General features: G+C 57.2%; 1 protein-coding gene and 2 pseudogenes. 2 read left to right on the top strand and 1 reads right to left on the bottom strand.

Translation table 11 applies throughout. The annotated features are described in order from the left end of the window. Positions 1–157 (top strand): annotated as a pseudogene (locus MKK68_RS19365) (IS630 family transposase); the annotation flags it as partial. Between the two features lie 52 nt (positions 158–209). Here the strand turns inward: MKK68_RS19365 and MKK68_RS19360 are convergent. After that, on the bottom strand, positions 210–782 hold the full coding sequence (locus MKK68_RS19360) for an acyltransferase family protein (RefSeq protein ID WP_244032427.1): 573 nt from the start codon (positions 780–782) through the stop codon (positions 210–212). 112 nt (positions 783–894) lie between these two features. Between MKK68_RS19360 and MKK68_RS19355 the strand changes: the two are divergent. Beyond that, positions 895–1,265, top strand: a pseudogene (locus MKK68_RS19355) (transposase); the annotation flags it as partial.

Raw genomic sequence — 1,265 nt, 5'->3', positions numbered from 1 at the left:
CGGCGTGTTCGGATCGCTGATCGAGGTACAGGCCGCCATCAAACGCTTCATCGCCGAGAGCAACGGCAATCCGAAGCCGTTCGTCTGGACCGCCGACCCGGATCGCATCATCCAGGCCGCAAAGCGCGGGCACCAAGTGTTAGACTCGTACCACTAGGATGTCGAAACAGCAGCAATGCCGCAGGATACAAAACGATTCGGCCGTCGCTTCATGATTGGACGCGACTCGACGCAATTTGTTTGATCGATATCGGACGTTGCGGATTTTGCTGTTGCAGCCTCGTGATGCGCTTTCCAAGCCGCGCGCACGGTTCGGCAATCAGAACATGAAAGGCCCAGCCACTCGTCAATACTAAGGGATAGACAATAATTATCATGGACCAAAGGGGAAGGACGTTTTGGAGAAAAAACGTGACGGCCGCCAGGATTGGCACTTGCACGAGGTAGACGCTGTATGAAATCCTTCCCAGGAATTGTAGCGGCGGAGCCAATAAAAAGCGTTCGATCCGACTTGGCGCGAGTGCTGCGGATATGACGAAAACCGATCCGGTTGCGACGCCAATATTGTGAAAGGCGTGTGTCTGCGACCAATGAGTTTGAACCATCAGCAGGCCGGCACACATCACGAACTCGCCAGCGTGGTATTTTGAGGTCGTCTCGAAGAACCGCCGGATTCTATCCAGATTGAGGGCCATCGAGGCGCCGATGACAAAAAATATCGTGTAATAGGCAGTATGTTGGAGTTCCCACAAAATGGTTCCTGTCAATGAAGTCTCAGGCACGGATCTGAGGAGGACGTGTATTGCTGCTACGATGAGAAAGCATCCCAGTGATCAGCCCCCATTGAAGTGGTCCGCCCTTTGTTATGGCGTTTGAGCCTGGAGGACGGACGAGATGGCAAATCACCCGAAGCCCGAGGAGATCGTCGCCAAGTTGCGGCAGGCGGATGTGCTGATCTCACAGGGCCAGCGCGTGGCCGATGCAATCCGCGCTCTCGGCGTGAGCTCAGTGACCTACTACCGGTGGCGGCGTGAGTTTGGCGGCCTGCAGTCGGATCAGGTTCGTCGGATGAAGGACCTGGAGACCGAGGACCAGCGGCTTCGAAAGGCGATTGCGGCTCTCACCCTCGACACGCTGATCCTGCAGGAGGCGTCCCGGGGAAACTTTTGAGACCCGCGCGCCGGCGCGCCTGTGTCGAGCACATTATGAGGACGATGACCGTCTCCGAGCGCCGCGCCTGTCGGGCGCTCGGACAGCATCGCTCG

Origin of the sequence: Methylobacterium sp. E-016, from assembly GCF_022829745.1 — a bacterium.
Classification (GTDB): Bacteria; Pseudomonadota; Alphaproteobacteria; order Rhizobiales; family Beijerinckiaceae; genus Methylobacterium.
This window is presented reverse-complemented; position numbering and strand designations above follow the sequence as displayed.